This window comes from Flavobacteriales bacterium, assembly GCA_025210295.1.
Lineage (GTDB): Bacteria > Bacteroidota > Bacteroidia > Flavobacteriales_D > Parvicellaceae > S010-51.
In genome coordinates, this window is the sequence record JAOASC010000016.1 from 1 (window position 1) to 23,189 (window position 23,189).

General features: G+C 34.3%; 23 protein-coding genes and 1 tRNA gene. 13 read left to right on the top strand and 11 right to left on the bottom strand.

Annotated features, from left to right (window positions below; translation table 11 throughout):
* Positions 1-230: 230 nt before the first annotated feature.
* From N4A35_02605 to N4A35_02625, 5 genes are all read right to left on the bottom strand, one after another.
* Positions 231-302, bottom strand: a tRNA-Met gene (locus N4A35_02605).
* 47 nt (positions 303-349) lie between these two features.
* Positions 350-1,207: an MBL fold metallo-hydrolase gene (locus N4A35_02610; GenBank protein MCT4580282.1), complete on the bottom strand. Its 858-nt coding sequence runs from the start codon at positions 1,205-1,207 to the stop codon at positions 350-352.
* A 3-nt stretch (positions 1,208-1,210) separates the two neighbouring features.
* Positions 1,211-1,975 (bottom strand): UDP-2,3-diacylglucosamine diphosphatase, encoded by a 765-nt coding sequence (locus tag N4A35_02615; GenBank protein ID MCT4580283.1) that lies wholly within the window; start codon positions 1,973-1,975, stop codon positions 1,211-1,213.
* 3 nt (positions 1,976-1,978) lie between these two features.
* Complete coding sequence (locus tag N4A35_02620) at positions 1,979-2,530, bottom strand: 1-acyl-sn-glycerol-3-phosphate acyltransferase (protein ID MCT4580284.1); 552 nt, start codon at positions 2,528-2,530, stop codon at positions 1,979-1,981.
* Positions 2,530-3,723, bottom strand: coding sequence for a pyridoxal phosphate-dependent aminotransferase (locus N4A35_02625; protein ID MCT4580285.1), 1,194 nt, complete (start codon positions 3,721-3,723; stop codon positions 2,530-2,532). The genes N4A35_02620 and N4A35_02625 overlap by 1 nt, the downstream gene beginning before the upstream one ends.
* 127 nt (positions 3,724-3,850) lie before the next feature.
* Between N4A35_02625 and msrB the strand changes: the two genes are divergently transcribed.
* On the top strand, positions 3,851-4,318 hold the full coding sequence (msrB, locus tag N4A35_02630; GenBank protein ID MCT4580286.1) for a peptide-methionine (R)-S-oxide reductase MsrB: 468 nt from the start codon (positions 3,851-3,853) through the stop codon (positions 4,316-4,318).
* Positions 4,319-4,331: 13 nt separating this feature from the next.
* Here the strand turns inward: msrB and N4A35_02635 are convergent, their stop codons facing one another.
* The 3 genes from N4A35_02635 to N4A35_02645 all read right to left on the bottom strand — a co-directional run bounded on the left by N4A35_02635 (position 4,332) and on the right by N4A35_02645 (position 6,610).
* Positions 4,332-5,198, bottom strand: a complete 867-nt coding sequence (locus N4A35_02635; GenBank protein ID MCT4580287.1) for an alpha/beta hydrolase — start codon at positions 5,196-5,198, stop codon at positions 4,332-4,334.
* A 70-nt stretch (positions 5,199-5,268) separates the two neighbouring features.
* Positions 5,269-5,835, bottom strand: coding sequence for a DUF255 domain-containing protein (locus N4A35_02640; protein MCT4580288.1), 567 nt, complete (start codon positions 5,833-5,835; stop codon positions 5,269-5,271).
* A gap of 1 nt (position 5,836) precedes the next feature.
* Positions 5,837-6,610 (bottom strand): toxin-antitoxin system YwqK family antitoxin, encoded by a 774-nt coding sequence (locus tag N4A35_02645; GenBank protein ID MCT4580289.1) that lies wholly within the window; start codon positions 6,608-6,610, stop codon positions 5,837-5,839.
* Between the two features lie 125 nt (positions 6,611-6,735).
* On the opposite strand from N4A35_02645, the gene N4A35_02650 reads away from it, so the two are divergent.
* From N4A35_02650 to N4A35_02705, 12 genes are all read left to right on the top strand, one after another.
* Entirely contained in the window at positions 6,736-7,959 is a 1,224-nt protein-coding gene (locus N4A35_02650; GenBank protein MCT4580290.1) for a gliding motility-associated C-terminal domain-containing protein, read from the top strand.
* A 48-nt stretch (positions 7,960-8,007) separates the two neighbouring features.
* Positions 8,008-8,382 (top strand): bacillithiol system redox-active protein YtxJ, encoded by a 375-nt coding sequence (gene ytxJ, locus N4A35_02655; GenBank protein ID MCT4580291.1) that lies wholly within the window; start codon positions 8,008-8,010, stop codon positions 8,380-8,382.
* A complete protein-coding gene (locus N4A35_02660; GenBank protein ID MCT4580292.1) occupies positions 8,379-8,654 on the top strand; it encodes a DUF3817 domain-containing protein in 276 nt (91 codons plus the stop codon). The genes ytxJ and N4A35_02660 overlap by 4 nt, the downstream gene beginning before the upstream one ends.
* Before the next feature lie 21 nt (positions 8,655-8,675).
* Complete coding sequence (gene ettA, locus N4A35_02665) at positions 8,676-10,361, top strand: energy-dependent translational throttle protein EttA (GenBank protein MCT4580293.1); 1,686 nt, start codon at positions 8,676-8,678, stop codon at positions 10,359-10,361.
* Between the two features lie 178 nt (positions 10,362-10,539).
* Positions 10,540-14,451 (top strand): gliding motility-associated C-terminal domain-containing protein, encoded by a 3,912-nt coding sequence (locus tag N4A35_02670; protein ID MCT4580294.1) that lies wholly within the window; start codon positions 10,540-10,542, stop codon positions 14,449-14,451.
* 4 nt (positions 14,452-14,455) lie between these two features.
* Positions 14,456-15,409, top strand: a complete 954-nt coding sequence (locus N4A35_02675) for a type IX secretion system membrane protein PorP/SprF (GenBank protein MCT4580295.1) — start codon at positions 14,456-14,458, stop codon at positions 15,407-15,409.
* A 39-nt stretch (positions 15,410-15,448) separates the two neighbouring features.
* Positions 15,449-15,823, top strand: coding sequence for a DUF1573 domain-containing protein (locus tag N4A35_02680; GenBank protein ID MCT4580296.1), 375 nt, complete (start codon positions 15,449-15,451; stop codon positions 15,821-15,823).
* Between the two features lie 12 nt (positions 15,824-15,835).
* Complete coding sequence (locus N4A35_02685) at positions 15,836-16,294, top strand: low molecular weight phosphotyrosine protein phosphatase (GenBank protein ID MCT4580297.1); 459 nt, start codon at positions 15,836-15,838, stop codon at positions 16,292-16,294.
* 3 nt (positions 16,295-16,297) lie between these two features.
* Entirely contained in the window at positions 16,298-16,999 is a 702-nt protein-coding gene (locus N4A35_02690) for an SAM-dependent methyltransferase (protein ID MCT4580298.1), read from the top strand.
* Positions 17,000-17,016: 17 nt separating this feature from the next.
* Positions 17,017-18,102, top strand: coding sequence for a beta-lactamase family protein (locus N4A35_02695; GenBank protein ID MCT4580299.1), 1,086 nt, complete (start codon positions 17,017-17,019; stop codon positions 18,100-18,102).
* Positions 18,099-18,743: an endonuclease III gene (gene nth, locus N4A35_02700; GenBank protein ID MCT4580300.1), complete on the top strand. Its 645-nt coding sequence runs from the start codon at positions 18,099-18,101 to the stop codon at positions 18,741-18,743. The genes N4A35_02695 and nth overlap by 4 nt, the downstream gene beginning before the upstream one ends.
* Positions 18,744-18,841: 98 nt before the next feature.
* Positions 18,842-19,327, top strand: a complete 486-nt coding sequence (locus tag N4A35_02705; protein MCT4580301.1) for a hypothetical protein — start codon at positions 18,842-18,844, stop codon at positions 19,325-19,327.
* A 6-nt stretch (positions 19,328-19,333) separates the two neighbouring features.
* Here N4A35_02705 and N4A35_02710 read toward each other — a convergent pair whose 3' ends face one another.
* The 3 genes from N4A35_02710 to N4A35_02720 all read right to left on the bottom strand — a co-directional run bounded on the left by N4A35_02710 (position 19,334) and on the right by N4A35_02720 (position 23,150).
* On the bottom strand, positions 19,334-20,239 hold the full coding sequence (locus N4A35_02710; GenBank protein MCT4580302.1) for an alpha/beta hydrolase: 906 nt from the start codon (positions 20,237-20,239) through the stop codon (positions 19,334-19,336).
* Between the two features lie 2 nt (positions 20,240-20,241).
* The gene (locus N4A35_02715) at positions 20,242-20,913 is read right to left on the bottom strand and encodes a hypothetical protein (GenBank protein MCT4580303.1); all 672 of its coding nucleotides are present in this window, start codon (positions 20,911-20,913) and stop codon (positions 20,242-20,244) included.
* Between the two features lie 83 nt (positions 20,914-20,996).
* Positions 20,997-23,150: a polyribonucleotide nucleotidyltransferase gene (locus tag N4A35_02720; GenBank protein ID MCT4580304.1), complete on the bottom strand. Its 2,154-nt coding sequence runs from the start codon at positions 23,148-23,150 to the stop codon at positions 20,997-20,999.
* Positions 23,151-23,189 lie beyond the last annotated feature (39 nt).

Consider the following 23,189-nt stretch of genomic DNA (forward strand, 5'->3'; position numbering starts at 1 on the left):
AAATAGAATAGGGGAGTAACAAAAAAAGACAACCATTTCTGATTGTCTTTTCTTCTTTTTAGTAGCGGGAGCTGGACTCGAACCACGTCCGCCTCAGGCTGATAAGAGCCCGACGAGTTAGTATTCTAATATTTTAAAATTCGTTTAAGGCAAAAGATAGTTGTCTATCAAAATAGAATAGGGTAATAACAAAAAAAGACAACCATTTCTGATTGTCTTTCTGTTCTTAGTAGCGGGAGCTGGACTCGAACCAACGACCTTCGGGTTATGAGCCCGACGAGCTACCACTGCTCCATCCCGCAATATGCGTGCAAAGATAATAAACTTTATTGAAAGACCAAGATAAAACTTATAAAATATCAGCTAATTTAAAGGTTTGGTCCAATCGAACTCCCTTTTCTGTATGTTTTACCGTACAAACTTCATTAACACTGTCATGTTCTAAAAATAAATAGTATCCCTCATCAGCAGCTTTATTTAAAAACCATTCTTTTTCAGACATTGTCAACAAAGGACGAGTATCATAGCCCATAACATAAGGAAGTGGAATATGTCCTGTACTAGGTAATAAATCGGCCATAAAAACAATCGTTTTTCCTTTATATTGAATCATCGGAATAATTTGACTTTCAGTATGCCCATCTGCAAAAAAAGCATCAACATTATTAAAAATGTTGTTGGTAATAGTATTGGTACGCTTAATAAAATCTAGCTGTCCACTTTCTTTTAAAGGTTGAATATTCTCCGTTAAAAAAGAAGCTTTTTCTCTAGGATTAGGTACTGTTGCCCACTCCCAATGTTTGTCATTACTCCAATAGGTAGCATTTTTAAATACAGGAGTAGCATGGGTTCTCTCTTGGTTGGCCCACTTAACAGCTCCACCACAATGATCAAAATGTAGATGAGTTAACAGTACGTCCGTAATATCGTCAAATGAAAAACCTTTAGAGTTTAGAGATTTTTCCAGAGAATCATCCCCAGAAAGGTGGTAATGACTAAAAAACTTTTCTGATTGTTTATCTCCAATTCCAGTATCTATAAGTATGAGTTTATTCCCATCTTCAATTAAAAGACTTCGCATACTCCATGTGCATAAGTTTTTCTCATCAGCAGGGTTTGTTTTTTCCCATAGTTGTTTAGGAACAACTCCAAACATAGCTCCGCCATCTAATTTAAAGTCTCCAGTGGGTATTGTATGTAATTTCATAATTTATAATTGTAAATCTTTAAATTTCTTTAATGCTAAATTAATACCATCAAACTCAGCATAAGTATAGTGGTTTAACCAATCACCTGTGTTAACATATACACAGCCCTCAGCTATTTGATGTTGAATGGGTAAATGGCGATGTCCAAAAAGGAAGAAATCGATGTGATTATTAGCCTGTAATTTTCTTTTACAATAAGCAATCAACCATTCTTTATCTTCGCCAAGAAACACTTGAGGCTCTTTTCCTTTTCTTCTACTAGCTTTTGACCAATTATTGGCAACCATAAAGCTAAAATTAGGATGAACTCTAGCAAACAACCACTGACTAATAGGATTGGCAAAAACTTTTTTGATAATCTTATATTTTCCGTCACCAGGACCTAATCCATCTCCATGTCCCAAGAAGAAAGTTTTTGACCCAAATTTAAAAACACCTTGTTTCCGATGAATTGTTACGCCTAATTCTTTTTCCAAATAATCAAACATCCACATGTCATGGTTCCCGATAAAGAAATGAACAGGGATACCGCTGTCTACGATATTTGCAATAGTACCTAAAAAACGGGTAAAGCCTTTAGGAACTGTATATTTATATTCAAACCAAAAATCAAAAATATCCCCCATTAGGTAGATGGCACTAGCATCTTTTTTGACCGTATTTAACCACAAAACTATTTTACGTTCTCTTTCTAAACTTTCTTTAAAATTAGGCGTGCCTAAATGAAAGTCTGAAGCAAAATATATTTTTGTAGGCTTCTGTTCCATAAATTAATAGATAGATGGATTATAGTTTTTAGGAAACTTGGCAGTGTAATTTAAGTAGTAGTCCTGAATTTTCTGCATATCGTTTTCAAAAGAATCTGTTAATTCTATCACCTTATTGATTCCAGATGTTTTCGTTTTATAATCTAAAAAACCGAGAAGAACTGGAACTTTAGCTTTTTTAGCAATATGATAAAAACCAGTCTTCCATTTTTCAACTCTTTTTCGAGTTCCCTCAGCAGGAACAATAAAAATAATTTCTTTTTCTTGAAGGAGGTTTGTTGCATAATCGACCATGTTCTTTCCATTTTTTCGGTCAACTCCAACAGCTCCTAAAGCTTTAAAAAAGAACCCAAAGATAGATTTCGTATAACTATCCTTGATAAGAAACTTAACATCAATACCAATTTTCCAAAAAGTAGCTAATGCAAAAAGGAAATCCCAATTAGAAGTATGAGGAGCAGCAACAAGTACCCCTTTTCTAATTCTAAATTCTTTTTTATAATCTGATTTCCAACCAAACAATTTTAATACAAAACTTCCTATTGTTTTTTTCATTAAGATAGTTTATCTAAAACTGTTTTTATTCTCTTTAATGCTTCTTTGAGTTCCTCATCGCTAGCAGCATAGGAGATTCTTACACATTTAGGAGCACCAAATGCACTACCACTAACCAAAGCAACCAATGCTTCATTTAAAATATATAGAGTTAAATCGTCAGCGTCATTGATCTTATATATCCCATTTGATTTGCCAAAGAAAGAACTAATATCAGGGAATAAATAAAAAGCTCCCTCAGGTACATTCGTAACGACACCATCAATAGTGTTGAGTCCTTCTAAAACTAAATCTCTTCTTCTTCTAAAAGCCTCTCGCATTTCAAAAGTAACAGATGGTTCAGCTGCTACAGCCGCTAATGCCGCTCTTTGTGAAATCCCTGAAGTTCCTGAAGTAATTTGACCTTGCATTTTTGTACAAGCATCAGCAATCCATTGTGGAGCGCCAATAAAACCTAAACGCCAGCCTGTCATCGCAAATGCTTTAGAGACACCGTTAATCGTAACCACTTGATTGTAGACTTCAGGTATTTGAGCTAAACTATAATGTTGCCCGATAAAATTAATGTGTTCGTATATTTCATCACTAATGACAATCATTTTCGGATGCTTAATAATAACATCAGAAAGTGCTCTTAATTCTTGCTCACTGTATAAAGATCCAGTAGGGTTACAAGGAGAACTATAAATCATTAAACGTGTTTTGGACGTAATGGCTTGAGACAGTTCATAAGGTGTGATTTTAAAATCATTTTCTATAGACGTTTCAATAAAAACAGGAACCCCTTCGGCTAATTTTACAATCTCTTCATAAGTCACCCAATAAGGAGCAGGAATGATGACTTCATCTCCTGGATTGATCAAACTTAATACGACATTAGCGATAGATTGTTTGGCACCAGTTGAAACAACAATTTGACTAGCTTTATAGTCTAAATTATTATCACGTTTAAACTTTTCAGAAATAGCCGCTCTCAAATCAGCATAGCCATTTACAGCCATATACTTAGTGTAATTTTGGTCGATAGCTTCTTTTGCAGCATCCTTAATAAATTCAGGAGTATCAAAATCTGGTTCACCTAAACTTAAACCGATAATATCTAATCCTTTTTCTTTTAATTCTCTGGTTTTTCTTGCCATGGCAAGCGTTGCAGATTCAGCTAATCTATTGAGTCTATTGGAAACCTCTTTCATAAAAATTTACTACGTGATATTTTAACTAATATGTTCTATCACAAATCTAATAATATTTTATAGAAATGTTGTAAGTTTATTAGATGATTAACGTCTATTTTAGTGAATTTTAAAAAGTATTACAATTATGAAAGTTTTAATTACAAATTTAGTTTTAACACTCTTATTCATATCTTGTTCACATGCCCAGACTGTAGAAGCTGATACTAATTTCATTCAAAAAACGGATAAAGAATGGAAAGCACTACTTACGCCGCAAGAATACAATATCCTCAGAGAAAAAGGGACAGAAAGACCATTTACAGGGTTATATAACAAACATTATAAAGAGGGAACGTATCATTGTAAGGCCTGTCAACATCCATTGTTTACTTCAACTACTAAATTTGATTCTGGTTCTGGATGGCCATCATATTACGATTATATAAAAGGTAATGTAGAGGAAGTACCTGATTATTCTCATGGAATGAATAGAGTAGAAGTGGTCTGTAATCAATGTAAAGGACACCTGGGGCATGTTTTTAAAGATGGTCCAAAACCTACAGGATTAAGGTATTGCATTAATTCTTTATCATTAACCTTTAAAGAAGAGTAAAGGTTTGCCAATATTATTGATGGTGATTGATTAGGTATTCAATAAATTCTTCTTGTTGATCAATAAAAACATTGTGGGAACAATTTTCGAGTATTTTTAAGTTTTCAGTACCCAAAATTTTGGAATGGCGTTTCAATTGTTTTTTAGAAAATAAACCATCTTCACTCCCATATAATCCTGTGATCATGTTCCCATTATTAATAAGCTGAGTTAATTCAGAAGAAAGGTCTAACATTGTATAGTTTTCATTTTTCCAAAAACCAACAACTGGAGGTTGCGTCATTTTCATAGCTGTAGGAAACAATATCGAATCTTGTTTAAACAGTTGATTAATAGCAACTGCTTGTTCTGTAGCTTGTGTAGGGGAATAAAAACCATTACGCATTGCAAACATAAAGCAATAGCCGCTATATTGAAGCGATGAGGGATCCATTTTCTGTAAAGCTTTTAGGTATTCAAGAGAAGAAGCATCTTTTTTCTGTTTAAATATTTTTTCTGAGGACTCGATAATTGATTGAAAAGTTTCTTGAAAAGAAATAGGAGCACCAACGAGTATTAAATGTTTAATTTTGGTAGGATACTTTAGGAGGTATTTTGTTCCCACAACCCCTCCAAAACTATGGCCAATTAATGTTACTTTTTTAAGTGAATAAGTCTCAATGATGCTGTTCAAATCCTCCACCGTTTGTTCAAATGTGAATTTCGCAGATGTATCAACGCTTCTTCCTTCACCACGACGATCGTATAGAACAACAAAGAAGCCTTTTTGAGCTAATTTCTCAGCGGTAGTACTTTCAAAATTTGCTGCATTATAACCAGGTCCTCCGTGGAGAAACAAAATAGGAGGGTTAGTTTGATTACCAAATGTCTTTATGTACATCTCTTGAGAAACAACACTAAGAGTGGTAACCAATAAAATGGTGAATAGAAAACAACGGTAGAACATGAACCTATTTTTGTTGTTGCTGTTGTAAACTTTTATTCCAAATACCGTTTAAGTAGTTGTGATAATATTTATATTCATTTTTAGCAAAAAAGATCAAGTTCCCAATTAAAGCTTCTGGTTGTTTATATCCACTTAAAATAGTTACTCTCACAAAGTTTTCATCTAAGATCACATAACTAGGATAGGACAGTTTTCCATCTAATAAAGAATGTGCAAACCAATGCGTTCTACCTCTAGCATTGGGATGTTTTTTATTGAATGTTGGATCCGAATTAACAAAGGTCATGTTATTAAAAATGATGGTATCTTTCGTTTCTGCATCAAACTTAACCGGATAATAATTGGCGTTCATATACTGTACAATTGTTGGATCTAAAAAAGTAGATTTGTCCATCTTTTTACACCAACCACACCAACCAGTATAGAGGTCTATAAATACTTTTTTCTTTATACTATCTTCGGCTCTTTGCGCGACCATTTCATCCCAAGACATCCAATTAATTGTAGCAGGTTGTGCATTGACAAGATAACCTACAGTAAATAATGTAATTGTTAATATAAACTTTTTCATTTTAATTCAATTTATAATTTTGCGTATCAATAATTTGACCAGAATTATCATATTCAACCCATTTCCCACTTTTCTCACCAGCAGTGTATTGACCTTCGATCCAAATTTTTCCATTTTTCTTGTAGCTGCTATAAGTTCCATCATATAAGCCTTTGTCACATTCATAAACTTCTTTTAGTTCACCTGTTTGGTAATAAAGTTTGTATTCATTGGTCAACGTATCATTCACAAAAAAAGCTTCTGCTTCAATAGCCCCATTAATATTGTATAAAGTTGCTTTTCCTTGCTTCCTCCCTAATTCATAGGTGGTGATTTCAGAAATTTCACCTGTCTCAAAATACATCCTTAAAATACCATCCATATAACCTTGGATGTATTCAGCTTCTGAGCGAAGTTGTCCATTCTCGTAATATAGCTGTGAAAAACCATCAACAATTCCTTTTTTCCAATGGCTATGTTCTTCAATATTTCCATTGTTAAACCACCATTTCCATTCACCTTCACGATTGTTATCTTCATAAAAACCCTGGGCTAATCGATTACCATTATTATGGAAAGAAATTGTAGGTCCATTAAGCTTATCATTGGTCCAATAACTAGAATCCTTAATTGAGCCATCTTCATACCAAGTGATCCATAATCCATCTTTTTGATTATTGTTTACAAGGAGACCTTGCTCTTTTTTTGCTCCATTATTATAATAATTAGTGGTAACATTGTCTTTACATGAGTACAAAATTACACTCGCACCTAAAAGAGAAATTAAAGCTTTCATAGTGTAAAGATATTATTTTTCTATTTAGGAAATTAATGCCCATAATTTTTTGTCATTTTTTTAGAGGGATATAGGCAACTAGCTATTATCTTTGGCGTCAATTAAAAAAGCTCAGAACGAAACCAATGCGTTATTTATTCATCCCAATATTACTCTCTTCTAGTTTTATTTCAGCTCAAATGTATGTTGGGACTGATGTCGCTGTAGCTGATGGAGGAATAATCAAAGTGCAGGGAAATTCATTGCATGTTGGAGGAAATGGATTGTTAGAAAATGCTGGTACAGTTGATGTTGCTCACAATTATATTAATAACGGAATATCGACTGGTTTTGCAACAAATACTGGAGAATATATTGTTGGAGGAAATTGGGAAAATAACAATGTTTTTACAGCAGATTTTTCATTGGTTCATCTTTACAATTCAGATAAGTTAATCACAGGGACTTCAATTACTGATTTTTACACCTTAAAACTTTCAGGCGGAAGTAAACTCATGACTATTGATGCTTCGGCTATAGTCTTAGATTTAGGAACAGATCATTTAATGACTGATGGTAATGTCATGTTGGTGAATAACCCAGATCCCACAGCTTTGATATACTCTTCTGGGTATGTTAGTAGCAGAGAAGATGGCCATTTACAACGTAAAACGAATTCAACAGCGACTTATTCTTTTCCACTGGGATCAGATTTAGGTGACTTTAGATTACGTCCAATAGATTTTATTCCCAATGATAATTTGGAAAATACATTTGGAGCGCGATTAGCAAATAATGACGCAACTATAGACGGCTATGACCTGGAAGAAAAATCAATACTTACCGGAAATTTAAATCCGTTATACTACCATCATATCTATCATAATTCGGGATCTTCAAATGTTGATGTAAGGTTTTATTATGATCCAGCTGAGGATGAAGTTACGGAGACTATAGCAAATTGGAATAATGAATGGAACATCGAAGATGGTGTCAGTAATGGCGGAGCTAATGGAGGTTATGAATCTTTATTATTAGCTAATTTTAATGATTTTAGTACCAAGCCATTTATTTTAGCCAATCAAAATGAATTGATTTATATTCCTAATGCATTTACACCTAATAGTGATGGAGCTAATGATCTTTTTACTGTTGCTTATGATGAAGAGAAACTATTAAAGTTTGCATTTTTTATTTTTGATAGATGGGGAAATCCAATCTTAGAAGAGCATCACCCTAATTTTACATGGGATGGAACATCAAAAGGACAGAAGTTACCAAGTGATGCTTATGTTTGGAAAATGGATTATCAACTAAAGGGAAGTACAGAAATAGTTGAGAAAATAGGTCATGTTTTCTTGCTTAAATAGCCAATTACACGTTTTCTTTTATATTTTTGTGTTACCAAAAGCAAAAATATGGGGTGGTTTTCCAAAAAAGAAACAAGTGCAGAAACAACTATTAATTGGAAACAATTAAATACCGAGCAACAACTCAAACAAATAATAGAAGAGTCCTATACTATTCCAGTAGCATTGTTTAAGCATAGTACACGGTGTTCTATCAGCAGTATGGCTAAGACTAGACTAGAAAGAGCTTGGGATTTAGAGCTAGATCAAATCTCGATTTACTATCTTGATCTACTTGCTTACAGAAACGTGTCTGATGCAATAGCTGCTACATTCGATGTCGCGCACCAATCTCCACAACTAATTTTAGTTAAAAATGGTAAAGTTGTTTACCATGCTTCCCATTCATCAATTGCCGTAGAAAAAATTAAAACATTACTATGAACAATAAATCATTTTTGACAACCTTTAGAATGATAGCAATATTAGAAGGTGTTTCGTATATTTTAATATTGTTAGTGGCTTATGTATTTAAAATACATGAGTGGGTTAGACCTATCGGAATGGCACATGGAGTATTATTCATTGCCTATGTTATTTTTACTTTTTTAGGAAAAATGATTGAACGCTGGTCTATAAAAGATACTGCTATTATATTTTTAGCATCTTTAATTCCATTGGGAACTTTTTACGTAGAAAAAAAATATTTGAAATAAATTAAATCATAAAATCAAAACATGTCAGACGATAAGAAAATAATATTTTCGATGGTGAATGTAAGTAAACATACACCACAAGGAAAACAGATACTAAAGGATATTTATTTATCTTTTTATTATGGTGCTAAGATTGGAATCTTGGGTCTAAATGGAGCTGGTAAATCTACTGTAATGAAAATTATTGCTGGACTTGACGAACAATATCAAGGGGAAGTTGTGTTCTCACCAGGATATTCAGTGGGATATTTACCACAGGAACCTAAACTAGACGAAAATAAAACAGTCAAAGAAATTGTTCAAGAAGGGACGCAAGAAATTGTTGATGTTCTAGCTGAATATGAGGAGATTAATAATAAGTTCATGGATGAGGAGATTATGAATGATCCTGATAAAATGAATGAGTTAATCGAACGTCAAGGTAAAGTTCAGGAGCGTATCGATCAATTAGATGCATGGGATTTAGATTCTAAATTAGAATTAGCGATGAATGCTCTAAGAACACCTGATGGAGATACGCCTATCAAGAATTTGTCTGGAGGTGAAAGAAGAAGAGTTGCTTTATGTAGATTATTATTGCAAGAACCAGATATCTTATTGTTAGATGAGCCTACCAACCACTTAGATGCAGAGTCTGTTCATTGGTTAGAACAACATTTATCTCAATATAAAGGAACAATTATCGCTGTAACACACGATAGGTATTTCTTAGATAATGTAGCAGGTTGGATTCTTGAATTAGATAGAGGAGAAGGGATTCCATATAAAGGAAATTATTCATCTTGGTTGGAGCAAAAGTCAAATCGATTAGCTAAAGAAGAAAAGCAAGAATCGAAAAGGCAAAAAGCATTAAAAAGGGAGTTAGAATGGGTGAGAAAAGGGCCAAAAGGAAGGCAAAGTAAAGGTAAAGCTCGTTTGAATAACTATGAAGCAATGATGTCTGAGGATATCAAAGAAAAAGAAGCTAAAATTGAAATTCCAATTCCGAACGGACCACGTTTAGGGAATGAAGTAATTGAAGCGATAAATGTAGCTAAAGGATATGACGATCGTTTATTGTATGAAAATCTAAACTTTAAATTACCACCAGCTGGTATAGTGGGGGTTATTGGGCCTAACGGTGCAGGTAAGACCACTTTGTTTAGAATGATTATGGGGGAAGAAACGCCTAACGAAGGAGAGTTTAAAATTGGTTCTACAGTAAAAATAGGTTACGTAGATCAAACTCATAAAGATGTTGACCCTAATAAATCAGTTTATGAAGTAATTAGTGGAGGAAACGAAATTATTGAAGTTGGTGGAAAATCAATTAATGCTAGAGCTTATGTTAGCCGATTTAATTTTAATGGTTCTGACCAACAGAAGAAAGTCGGAGTGTTATCTGGAGGTGAAAGAAACCGTTTGCACTTAGCTATGACGTTAAAGTCTGAAGCTAATGTATTACTTTTAGATGAGCCTACTAATGATATAGATGTCAATACATTAAGAGCGTTAGAAGAGGGGGTGGAAAGTTTTGCAGGATGCGCTGTAGTGATCTCTCACGATAGATGGTTTTTAGATCGTATATGTACTCATATTTTAGCCTTTGAGGGAGATTCTTCAGTTTATTTCTTTGAAGGAAGTTTCTCAGAATACGAAGAAAATAGAAAGAAAAGACTTGGTGATATCATCCCTCAAAAAGTGAAATATAAAAAGCTTGTAAGATAGGTTATAAGCCGTTAATTATGTTAAAAATAAAAGGTTGCATCTAAAAAATGCAGCCTTTTTTTTGTTAAAAAAGGTAACTTATTAACAAAAAAGTACAACAGCGATGAATAATCGTATATTTGGATAAAGGCAACGTAAAATAAAAAATCACGTCTTTTTATTGGAATTAATTTTATATATGAAAAACATTTATTGGGCTTTTCTGCTTTTAATTACCTTACTCCCTCAAATAATTTCAGCTCAACTTGTTGATTACGAGATACGTTTGGTTGAAATAATGGCTACAGCCGACAATACTGATGGACTAGGTTTAGATCAAGATCCTACATGGTATTTATGGTTTAAAGATAATGGAACAAATGGCTCTGCGATTACAGCATGGGTTCCTACAGGATGTATTCACTTGGAAGACAATACTTATGGCTCATGGTTTAATGGAACACCAAATGATGGACCTGCCTTACCTTATAGTTGGCAAGTTGTAACAGGGACCGATGCCTCTCAAATTCAAACAGAGATGGAAGGTTATGAAAAAGATTGCCCAGATAACTGTGATTACGAAGATGAATGTTACTGTATTTTTGGACTTTGTGCAGAAGATGATGACAATCATGATACGAGAGCCAATTCAGGTAACATTGATTTTCAATTAGATCCACCTTGCCAGTGGAATCAATACAGTATTTCCAATGATGATTATTATGCCAGAATTGAAATATACTGGACATTTACAGCATTAGATCCAGGAGAAATTGATGGAGAACAATATGTTTGTCTTGGAGGAGATCCAACAGAATTAGGCTCAGTTTTAGGTGGAGATGCTGCTCTATCTTCATGGGTAACTTATCAATGGCAAGAATCTGTCGGGTGTACAGGAGCTTTTGTAGATGTTTTAGGAGCGACTAATGCGACGTATGATCCGCCACTAGGAATATTACAAAATACTTGTTATAGAAGAAAAGTAGTCAGTGCCTGTGGCGAAGCAATTTCAAATGAACAAGTTGTTGGTATTGAAGTCCCATCTGTAGCTGCTACATCTGTTACAGCTGCACCAACTTTACTATGTGGACCTGGTGATGTAACACTCTCGGTTAATGGAGGATCGCTAGGGTCTAATGCCGATTGGTATTGGTACGATGATGACCCCAATTCAAATGGAAACTTATTGGGAACGGGAGATCCTTTTACCATAAATATTTCAACAACGTCAACTTTTTATGTTCGAGCTGAGGGAAATTGTTCAGTAACAAATTCAGTAAGTAAAGAAGTTGTGGTTGAATTACCTTCAAATGCGCCAACAGCATTAACACCATCCAATGCTACAATTTGTCAAGGAGAGACTGTAAATTTAAGTGCTACAGGAGGGGTTTTAGGAACCAATGCTTTGTATGCTTGGTATGATGTAGACCCATTAATAGGAAATCCATTGCCCATTCATACTAGTTCAATTCCAACATATACTGGACTTACACCAGCAACTACAACTACTTATTATGTAAGAATAGAAGGGTGTAACATAACCAATCATGCATTTACAACCGTTACAGTAAATGAACCTTCTACTGATCCAACTGGAGTGAACTCTAATAACACGACTGTTTGTCCTAATGATGTGGTAACACTTACTGTTAATGGAGGAAGTCTAGGGACAGGGGCAGATTGGTATTGGTATGAATCAGGTTGTGGAGCAGGGACTTCTATAGGTAGTGGAGCTACAATTAACGTAACGCCAACTGTTACGACCAATTATTTTGTGAGAGCTGAGGGAACTTGTGGTATGTCAAATTGTGCCAACATCACAATTGTTGTTGACGAGGAATCTACACCACCTGTTTCGATTGTGGCAACAGCTTCAACAATATGTCCAGGTGATGCAACGATATTATCCGTAGTAGGAGGAAGTTTAGGAACAGGAGCAGACTGGAACTGGTATAGTGGAGCTTGTGGTGGTTTATTAGTAGGGACAGGAACAACAATAAGTGTTAATCCAGGAGTAACGACAGATTACTTTGTAAGAGCAGAGGGAGCGTGTAATACTACTCCTTGCGTAGCAACTACAATTACCACCAAAACAAGTTCGACTGATGCAACTGGGATAACGGTTTCTGCTAATAATATTTGTTCTGGCACACCAATTACACTTGCAATAAATGGAGGAACACTAGGAACGGGAGCAACCTGGGAATGGTATACAAGTTCATGTGGAGGAATTTATTTAGGGAGTGGAAATACCATGACGGTTTCACCAACAGCAACAACAACTTATTATGTTCGAGCGGAGGGTGATTGTAATATGTCTGGATGTGTGAATACTACTGTGATTGTACAACCAAGCTCGGTTTTACCTACATCAATCACTGTGACAAATCCTACTGTATGTCCTGGAGGATCGACGGATTTAACAGTAGTAGGAGGACAATTAGTACCTGGAGATAACTGGACTTGGTATGAGGGAGGTTGTGGAGCAGGAACATCTATTGGAACAGGGAATACTATTAATGTTAGCCCAACTGGAATAACAGAGTATTATGTTAGAGGAGAAGGTACTTGTGGAGCAACCAACTGTGCAAGTGTTACGGTAAACACAAGTACAGTTTCTATAGAACCAACTTCAATTGTAGCAACGAATACAGCTTTATGTGCTGGACAATCAACAGTATTATCGGTATCGGGAGGAATGCTAGGTACCAATGCGACTTGGAATTGGTATTCAGGATCATGTGGTTTAGGACCAGTAGGAACGGGGAATTCCATTAGTGTTTCGCCTAGCGCAACAACGACTTATTTTGTTAGAGGAGAAGGAACCTGTGGGAACTCTATATGTACAGCTATTACTATTACAGTTGGAGCGGGGGTGCCTGATCCTGTGTCTGCGAACTTAACATTTGATAACCTATGTCCAGGTGAAACGACGACATTGTCTGTTACTGGGAATCCATTGCCTCCTGATTATACTTGGGTATGGTATACTGGAGCTTGTGGAGCTGTGCCGGTTGGAGTTGGGGAACAAATAGATGTAGAACCAACGTCTACAGAAACTTATTATGTTAGAGCAGTAGGAACTTGTGGAGCAACAGTTTGTGAAAGTGTAACTGTCAATGTTCAAAATGGAAGTATTCCTCCAACTGGAATAACGGTATCGAATAATGATTTTTGTGCTGGCGAACCAACAACACTAACTGTACAAGGAGGGAATTTAGTTGCTGGAGCAGATTGGGTTTGGTATGAAAACAGTTGTGGAGGTACACCTGTAGCTACAGGAAGTCCGGTTACATTATCCCCAACAAATTCTGTAACCTATTATGTTCGGTCAGAAGGTGGAGTTTGTGGAAATACGCCTTGTACAAGTGCATTTGTGAGTGTAATTGAAACAATTGTACATTGTAATCCTTTTGATACCATTTGTGGTATAGGCAATTCGTTTGCATTACAAGGAGGGGAGCCTGATGGTGGATTTTATTCTGGAAATGGTGTTGATGATGGCGTTTTTTATCCTGAACTTGCTGGAGAAGGAACACATACCATAACGTATACTTACACATCTCCACTAAACGGGTGTACACAATCAGTGGATAAAGAATTAGTGATAACACCATCCGAATTAACAGCTCGAATTAAGGTAGAAGAACTTCCTTGTTCACAAGGAGGTGTTACTTTAAGTGTTACCAGCCAAAATACGCAAGGTTTCTTAGATTATTTATGGTCAAATGGTTCTTATGAACCTGAAATTAACTTTGTAGAAGAAGGTGAATATTCTGTTGTAATAGAAGATAGTGAAGGATGTTTAGCTAAATCAGACGAAGTGGCTGTAACAAGTGAAATGGAATGTATTGAAATTCCTAATACGTTTACTCCTAATGCAGATGGTAAAAACGATACTTGGAATTTATATTTTGATGGATACGCCGAAGCTGAATTAACAGTTCTTTCTAAATGGGGAAGAGTCGTATTTACCTCCAATGAATTGGAAGTTCATTGGGATGGAAAATCTAATGGAGGAGCGGAATTGCCAGCGGGGGTATATTATTATGTTCTAAAACTGAATCGTGGGGACAAAAAACAAAATGGAGTAGTAACCTTATTAAGATAAACAGATGAGAAATTGGTTTTATACAATATTGGTTCTGGTTTTGTTGTCTAATACATTTTTTAGTCAACAGATTGTACTGAATAGTCAATACATGATTAATAGTTTAGTTTTAAATCCTGCAGCTGCTGGAACAAAGACCTATGCACCTTTAGTAATAGGAGCCAGAAGACAATGGATGGGGATTCGTGAAGCTCCTGTTTCACAACATATATCTTATCATAATTCCTTGAGTAAATATATTGGAGTAGGAGGAATCTTATTCAATGATGTGGCAGGTCCTAGTAGGAGATCAGGAGTTATGGGGATACTTTCCACTCAAGTAGAAACATCTAAATATACTCGAGTTTCTTTTGCCCTAGCTGGTTCTGTAAATCAATACATGATCAATAGAGATCAGTTAATTACTGAAGAAAGTGATGATAATACAGTGTTAAATTATACCTCTAACCGCTTAATCCCAGATTTAGGTTTTGGAATGAAGTGGTATGGAGACCGCTATCAAGTTGGTCTTTCTGGATTTAATATGATTCAAACGAATGTTGATTTAACGAATATTATCACACCAGTGACCAATAATTTAGAACGTACTTTTTATTTGAATGGAAGTTATATCATTCCTTTAGGAAAATATAGTCCTTTAGTCACGTTAGAACCTTCAGCAGTAGCTCGAGTTATGATTAATGCACCTTTTCAATTTGATGTAAACTTGAGGGCGATTTATAATAAACGCCTTTGGTTTGGAACGTCTTATCGTTTTAGAGAGTCTATAGTTGCAATGGTAGGTTTTTCTACTGCTAAACTCGGAATTAGTTATTCGTATGATTACAGTACATCTCGATTGATGGAGTTTAACTCTGGTTCCCATGAGATAATGATCACACTTAGAAGTAAGAATAAGAGAGGGAATTCAACAGCTGCTGGTAAAAAGTTTAGCTCGTATGATTGTCCAACCTTTTAAACAAAGGTAATCTGGAATAAAATTTGTAGCTTTAACATTATGAAAAAAACAATGTTCATATTGCTGTTTTCTTTGAGCTATATCTTAACGTTGGCACAAGCTGAGATTGCATTGGATAAGAAAACGTTTAAATTTCCCAAAACTAAAGAAGGTGTTGAATTAAAACATACTTATCAATTAACCAATGTTGGTGATGCACCTTTATTGCTTCAAAAATATGATGTTGCTTGCCCGTGTACTCATTTAGAGTTTCCAAAAACACCTGTTTTACCTAATCAAACGATAGAATTAGTCGTTACTTTTGATACTAAAGATAAAATTGGTTGGCAAGACAGAATAATAACTTTGTATTCTAATGCCGAAAACTCACCAACTAAGCTCCGGTTTAAGGTGATGGTTGATAACAAGAAATAAAAAGATTTATAAATGAAGATATTAATGGTTTGCTTAGGTAATATTTGTCGTTCTCCATTGGCAGAAGGTATATTACAACATAAAGCGAATGAAGCAGGATTAAAGCTAAAGGTCGATTCTGCAGGAACAATAGCCTTGCATGAAGGGGAATTACCAGATTCAAGATCAATTGCAACTGCTCATGAGCATGGTATTGATATTACCAATCAACGCTCTAGACCACTAAAGCAACAAGACTTTGATACATTTGATTTGATTTATGTAATGGATGCCTCTAACTATTCTGATGTTTTGGCTTTAGCTAAAGATGAGGAGCAAAGAACCAAAGTAAAGATGATTTTAAATGAAAGTTATCCTGGTGAGAATAGAAGAGTCCCAGATCCATATTATGGAGGTGATGAAGGGTTTGAAAACGTATATCAGTTATTGGATCAGGCTTGTTCAATAATTATAGATAACTTGAAAGAATAACTGATGAAAGGTACAGTTTACATGCTCCCTATGACATTGGGAGATTCTTCTATTGAGAGTGTAATTCCACAAGAAGTTCAAGAACGCATCAAAACGTTAAAATATTTTATTGTTGAAAACATTAAAACGACTCGCCGTTACTTGAAGAAAATTGATCAATCAATTGATATTGATGAATTGACATTTTTTGAATTGAATAAACATACTGACCACAGTGAAATTGCTGATTTTATTGTCCCAGCTTTAAATGGTAACGATATTGGGATGATCAGTGAAGCTGGTTGCCCTGGAATTGCAGATCCTGGTAGTGAAATTGCGCGTATAGCACATTTAAAAGGTATTGTTGTAAAACCATTGGTTGGACCTTCTTCTATTTTAATGGCTTTAATTTCAAGTGGAATGAATGGTCAAGAGTTTAGTTTTAATGGCTATTTACCTTTTGATAAATCTAAGCGCAGTAAAAAAATCAAAGATTTGGAACGATTGGCTCAACGTAATTTCACTCAGTTATTTATGGAAACCCCATTTCGAAATAATGCACTGTTGGAAGAGGTCTTAAAAAATTGTAATGGAGGTTTAAAATTATGTATTGCAGCCGATATCTCATTAGAAACAGAATTTATTAAAACTAAAACGATCGCTGAATGGAAGAAAAATATTCCAAATCTTAAAAAGCGACCTGTAATGTTTGTTTTAGGAAAATAAAACAATAGGGATTCTAAATGATAAAATACCTAATATTTATATTACTTTTTACTTTTTTTTATTCTTGTACTGTTAATAAGCATACAAGTAAAAGCATTTTTTTTGATGATAATTCATCTTTAGAAGAACTATTTGATGAGTTTCCTGTAGGAGCTCAAATAGCTATTGGGTATATAGAAAATGATTCAACAATTTTTAAAGGATATATTAAAAATAATAACAGAATCGATGCTGTAAACAATAAGGATGGAATATTTGAAATAGGTTCTATATCTAAAGTTTTTACTTCATTATTACTAGCTAAATCTTTAGAAAAAAATAAATTAAGTCTAAATGATAAAGTTCAAACTTTTTTTGAATTTGAATTAAATGCAGGCGATTTAGGTTTTAACCCTAACGAGATTACTTTATTACAGTTATCTAATCATACTTCAGGACTTCCTAGAGTACCTATTGATTTAGTTTTTGGAGTAGATGTTGACAGAACCAATCCTTATGCTAATTATGATTCGATTAAATTAGAAACACATCTAAAAACTAATTTTTATAGACAAAGTAAAGCTGGGAAAAAGTATGCATATTCAAACTTAGGAGCAGGACTTTTAGGTTATATTTTAGAAAAAACTTACAATAATTCATACGAGGATTTATTAAATAAGAACATTTTTAATGAATTAAAAATGAAAAATTCTTCAATTTATGTAAGAGATTCATCAATGCTAATTAAAGGGATCGATAATAATGGAACTGTAAATAATTGGGAGTTTAAGTCTTTAGTGGGAGCAGGAGGAATAAAATCTTCCGTATATGATATGTCACGCTTTATTAAAAATAATATTGAAACATCAGAGAGGGAATATGTTCTAATGAGAGAAAAAACCTTCTCAGTAAATAAAGGTATGGAAATGGGGCTAGGTTGGCATATACTTAAACGAAATGGTAAAGAATTATTATTTCATAATGGTGCAACTGGAGGGTATACTTCTTCACTAGTAATTGATATTAAAAATAAAAAAGGGATAATTATTTTATGTAATGTTTCACCTAATATTACATTAGGGAGATTAGATGAATTATCATTAAAATGGATAGATAAAAAATGACAAAAGCAGAAAAAGTACAGTATGTAATCGATGAACTGGAACGTCTATACCCAGAGGTCCCAATACCATTAGATCATACCGATGAATACACCTTATTAGTAGCAGTTTTACTTTCTGCTCAATGTACGGATGAAAGAGTGAATAAAATCACACCATTATTGTATGCTAAGGCCAACAATCCATTTGATATGGTAAAACTGGAGGTAGATGAAATTCGAGAAATTATCCGCCCTTGTGGTTTGTCTCCACGAAAATCAAAAGCCATTCATGAACTATCTCAAATTTTAATTGAAAAATATGATGGTGTTGTTCCAGATAATATGGAGTTGTTAGAAGAGTTACCTGGAGTAGGGCATAAAACAGCATCAGTAGTTATTTCTCAAGCTTTTGGAGTCCCTGCATTCCCTGTAGACACGCATATTCACCGTTTGATGTATCGTTGGAATTTAACAAATGGAAAAAATGTACAGCAGACCGAAAAAGATGCCAAACGTCTATTTCCTAAAGAAATATGGAATAAGCTACATTTACAAATCATCTTTTATGGAAGAGAATATTCTCCAGCCAGAAGTCCTAAAAAAGCAGTAGATTATATTACCATGAAAATTGGAAGAAAATCAGAGATTGATAAAATGAAGTAGGAGGTAGCCGAACTTTCATTGAGTTAAACCAAATGATAAGTATTAATATGTAATACGCTTATTTCTTAATAGGTTTGTTTAAACAAACAATTACTTAAATGAAACTATTAGAACAACTAATAATTGGTTTACTCATTTTTATCCTCAATGGCTGTTCAATTGAAAATAATGAGAGTGCAAAACAATTAATAATAGAAGATGAAGCATCTTTAAAGTATTACGAAGACCTTATAGACGAATATCAAGGTCACTTTTTAGAATATTCTTTACCTAATTCTCAAGCTAGAATTGAAGGTTTTGATTTATCAGCTCATTTAGATTCTATAAAGAATAGAATGGACACAATAGCGCAACAGTTTTATACTGTTGATAAGCTTACCTTATTAGAAAGGTATATCGACAATGATACAGATTATGTAAATATTATTGGGATGTTAGTCATTTGTCACGATTCTGAATTACCTAAAGGGCAACAAATCATACATAAATATCGAAAATGTAGTCAAATCACAAAGAAAAGATTAAGTATTGCAGATTGTGAACTCCTAGCAGATTTAGTAGAAACTTGGTTTTATTCTGAATAATACTTTTTAAAGTTTGATAAAGCTCTCTAATTGTTCAATATAATTTTGATACCCTAAATTTTGAGGAACACCATTTGTTCCATGATTAGCATTTGGGACTCTTTCAAAATGCCCATAAACACCGCTGTAATTCTGGTAAATGATTTCTCCATTTGAAATCTTTAAATAATCATCTAATTCACCATGAAATAAATAGAAAGGTTGTTGAACTTGTTTTATTTTCTCAGCATTATCGAACTCTAAAGTTGAAAAGAATTCAGCACTCACATTCATAACCGTAGCTTCTTCAGCTAGATTGGCAGCAGATGCCATTGGGGCTTCTAAAATCAACTTACTAGGTTTAAACTCTTCAAAATTAGCAGCCATTTCAGTTGCTGGAACACTCCCTAAACTAAAACCATAAAATACGACATGATTAGCAGTTACGCCTTGGGCTTTTAACCATCTTAAAACAGTTCGTGTATCTTCATATAATGTTGCTTCTGTTGATGAACCCTTTGAGAGTCCATAACCTCTATAGTCATAGGTTAATACTCCATAATTATTTTTTCCTCCAATGTTTGCCAATAATTTTGTTCTAGGCCAATAAGCATCCATGTGTTTTGACTGTCCATGGCTATATACAATGATTGTATCTGTTGCTATAGTGTTGAGATCACCAATATACAAGGCGTAAATTTCTGTAGAAGATGCTTCAGTGTCAAGTTGAGAGTTTAGTGTAAACAAATGTAAGTGGTCTTCAGGAATATTAAAACTAGATGGGATGTCATCCATATCAGATTCTCCCTCATAGTTTTCAAGTAAATAGGCTTCAATTTCTTCACCTCTAAAAACCATAGGGTCAAGTTTTGCACAAGCTCCAAAAACAGCAACTAACATCAAAAGATGGAATAAATAGTTAAGCTTAATCATAATTAGAAGAGTTTAGTTATTCCGAAATAAAGTCCCATAGCACCTTTGTTATTAGCAATACTTTGATAGGGTACAAATACATCATGACTATTCTGTCCAAGTCCTAACAATTTGTACTCAATATTGAATTGTAAGGCTTTACTTTTTAAGGTCAATCCAGCATGGGGATTAGGAAGCCATCTTTGTAGTTGCTCTAAATCATGGGCTCTTTTAGCTCTAAGTTCAAACCAATTAGAAAGCCCCAGATACCAGAAGTGATTTCTTTTTGAAAAGTTCCAATAAGCATTGAAGTCTATACTTGGCCAATACCTTGTTGTTCCTGTTCTTAAACTGGTAACAATCGTATTGTTCAAAGAACTTGATAGGGCAGGGAAGTGATCTTTTTGTTTAAATAAACGATACGTTACCCCTAAGTCGCTGTGGAAATTATTAAAAACCAAAGCAGTAGTATGCAAGCCTCCAAATGCAGTTAAATTTGAATCTATGCCATATCCATATACTACAGAAGACATTGGAGTAGGAATGACAGCTCCTCCAAAATTAATAAGTGGACCTCCAATACTGGCTCCAACTGCATGTTGCTTTTTTGCAAGAGGTTCTACAAATCGTGAACTAGAACAGGAAGCTTGAACTAGAATTATTGTTATTATAAAAAGGTAAAGAAAATGCTTCATTACGATTAAAAGTAATGAATATATATGAAAAAAGCACCTTAATATAAAATTAAGATGCTTTTTATTATTTTTTAACGAAACTACTATTTAGCTTCAGCTTTTTCCTTTTTTTCAGGTTTAGGTAAAAGAGTTTTTCTAGAAATTTTTAGTTTTCCATTTTTAGGATCTTTCCCAATCACTTTTACATCTAAAACGTCACCTGTTTTTAAGTAATCGTCAACCTTTTCAACTCTTTCCCAAGCAATTTCACTAACGTGAAGTAAGGCATCAATACCAGGTAAAATTTCAACAAATGCTCCAAAGGCAACAATGTTTTTAACTTTTCCTGAGTAAGTTTCTCCAACTTCAGCAGTAGGAGGGAAAGCAATTGCTTTTACTCTAGCCATTGCTTCATCTAAACCAGCTTTATCGTCAGAATAGATTTCAACCATTGCCATTTTATCATCATCAGGATCACCAATAGAGATCGTTGTATTGGTCTCGGCTTGGATTGCTTGAATCGTTTCTCCACCTTTTCCGATAATTCCTCCAACAACTTCATCTGGAACTAAGATTGTTTCAATTCTTGGAACATGTGGTTTATAATCAACTCTTGGCTCAGCAATTGTCTCTTTAATTTTGTTTAAGATATGTAATCTACCATCTCTAGCTTGATCCAATGCTTCTTCAAGCATTTTATAGTCAAGTCCTTCGATTTTGATATCCATTTGACAAGCTGTAATACCATCTTCAGTTCCTGTGACTTTAAAGTCCATATCTCCTAAGTGATCTTCATCTCCTAGAATATCTGATAAGACAACATAATCTTTGTTATCAGTAATTAATCCCATTGCAATTCCAGATACAGGCTTTTTCATTTTAACACCACCATCTAATAGTGCAATTGTACCAGCACAAACAGTAGCCATAGAAGAAGAACCATTTGATTCTAAAATTTCAGAAACTAAACGAATTGTATATGGATTATCTTTTTTCTCAGGTAACATTGGTTTTAATGCTCTTAACGCTAAGTTACCATGTCCAACCTCTCTACGGCTTACCCCTCTAATAGGTCTAGCTTCACCAGTTGAGAAAGGAGGGAAGTTGTAATGTAAAATAAAGTCTTCTTCAGTTTGAATAATTGGAGAATCTTTTCTTTGAACATCTAATTTACTTCCAAGAGTAAGTGTCATTAAAGCTTGTGTTTCTCCTCTTTGGAATAATGCAGAACCATGTGGGCTAGGCAAGTACCCTGCTTCAGACCAGATATGTCTAATCTCATTCATATCACGTCCATCTAAACGAATTTTTTCGTCTAACATGCAACGACGTACTGCTTCTTTTTGAGCTTTTTTGAAATATTGATTCACTAAGAATTTATTCTCACTGTAAAACTCTTCAGTAACAGTTGCTAAATAATCTTCTTTTACAGCTCCAAATAATTCTCCTCTTTTCTTTTTATCGTTTAACCCTTGTTTAGCGATATCATAACATCTTTGGAAAGAAAAATCAAAGATAGTTTTCTTTAATTCTTCATCACTTTTCTCATGTGAGTAAGCTCTTTTTTCTTGAGCTTTTTCAACAGCTTGAGTTAATTCATTTAATGCTTCACATTGTGTGATGATGGCTTTATGAGCGACTTTAATTGCTTCTAACATTTCTGCTTCAGAAACTTCTAACATTTCACCTTCAACCATTACAATGCTGTCTAAGCTTCCTGCTACCATTAAGTCGATGTCAGCACCTTTTAATTCTTCAAAAGTAGGGTTAATTAAGAACTCACCATCTTTTCTAGCAACTCTTACTTCTGAAACTGGTCCGTTAAATGGAATGTCAGAAACAGCTAATGCAGCAGCAGCAGCGAAACAAGCATATTGATCAGGCATGTTTTCTTTGTCAGAAGACATTAACTGAATCATGATTTGAGTATCAGCGTGATAATCGTCTGGGAACAATGGTCTTAAAGCTCTATCGACTAGACGCATTGTTAATATTTCTTCATCTGTAGGGCGTGCCTCTCTTTTTAAGAATCCTCCTGGAAATCTTCCTGTAGAAGCAAATTTTTCTCTATAATCTACCGTCAATGGTAAAAAATCTAAATCTTCTTGTGCGTCTTTGTTAGAAACAACTGTTGCTAAAAGCATCGTGTCTCCAACTCTTACAACTACTGAACCATCAGCTTGTTTAGCTAATTTTCCAGATTCAATGGTAATCTCCTTTCCGTTACCTAAATTAATTGTTTTGTTGATAATATTCATCTTTTGTTTTGTTTATAAAATGCCGTATTGCACTTTATT